The sequence below is a fragment of the Sphingomonas sp. CFBP 8760 genome (genome assembly GCF_014841615.1).
Classification (GTDB): domain Bacteria; phylum Pseudomonadota; class Alphaproteobacteria; order Sphingomonadales; family Sphingomonadaceae; genus Sphingomonas.
This window is the reverse complement of the sequence record NZ_JACYUG010000055.1, coordinates 1-1,057: the sequence shown is the minus strand read 5'-3', so window position 1 is coordinate 1,057 and position 1,057 is coordinate 1. Positions and strand designations below refer to the sequence as shown.

General features: G+C 60.8%; 1 protein-coding gene. It reads right to left on the bottom strand.

What is annotated here, in order from left to right:
* Nucleotides 1-132: 132 nt before the first annotated feature.
* On the bottom strand, nucleotides 133-987 hold the full coding sequence (locus IFT82_RS20310) for an alpha/beta hydrolase (RefSeq protein WP_192129941.1): 855 nt from the start codon (nucleotides 985-987) through the stop codon (nucleotides 133-135).
* Nucleotides 988-1,057 lie beyond the last annotated feature (70 nt).

Below are 1,057 nucleotides of genomic sequence, written 5' to 3'. Positions count from 1 at the left end.
GGCCATAGTCCAAAGTTTGGAACTGATACGTAACGCTTCAAGGTTCTGTTAGGCACTCTAAGAGACGTCGAGTTTGAGACTGCCTATCGACTGAGCATTTCACCTGTATCGAGCAGCGTCCAAGACGTACGATCATTTTACCTTGCGTACGAAGCTGGTGACATCCTCGAGTACCGGTGCCCTGCTCCTAAATGGACGCGCTAGCGCCAGGAGCAGGCCGACATGGCCCATTTTTGGATAGGACCGGAGGTCCACCGAAACGCCAGCCGCACGCAATCTTGCGCCGAGCGCTTTACTGTTACGCGGGCGGACAATAGTGTCGCCCGCTCCAACGAGCAGCAGCGCTGGTGGATCTCCGGTCCCGGCCCACGTGATGGGCTGCGTGTCCTTGGGCCGGGGCCACCCACCGAATGCGGCACGGCTGGCGTCGACATCGAAAGGAGCAAAGTCATAGGGGCCAGCCATTCCTATGAAGCCTCTGACCGCCCGCCGATCGTCCTGTAGCCAACGATCGTCTACCGCTAGCATCGCGGCGATATAGGCGCCCGCCGAATGACCCATCAGCACGAGCCGAGCCGGGTCCCCGCCGAACTCCGCAGCATGTGCCTCGGTCCAGCGCACAGCTGCTGCGCCATCCTCAACGAAGGATGGATAGCGAACCGTAGGCACGAGCCGATAGTCGGGGATAACGACAACGAACCCCTTTGCCGCCAACGCTCTGCCGACGAAGGCATACCCTGAGCGCGATCCGCTGTTCCAGCTTCCGCCATAGAAGAACACCACCACCGGTCGCCGGCCGATCGATTGCGGCCGCGGTGCATAAACGTCCAGCCTCTGACGTGGATCGTTACCATATGCGACGGCGGTTGCGACCTTTCCCGCACCTCGATCTTTAGGCACCAGCGTGTCGAACACGCCTAGCGGCGAGCAGCCAGCGGCGAAGAGGCTAGCCAGGACCGTGAGGCGAGCGCGAAGGGTCGTGGTCATGCTGTGCAACTTCCTCTTTGGACTTGCCCCGCTTAAGTGGAGAGGCATTTGCTCAGCGTGACACGGTTCG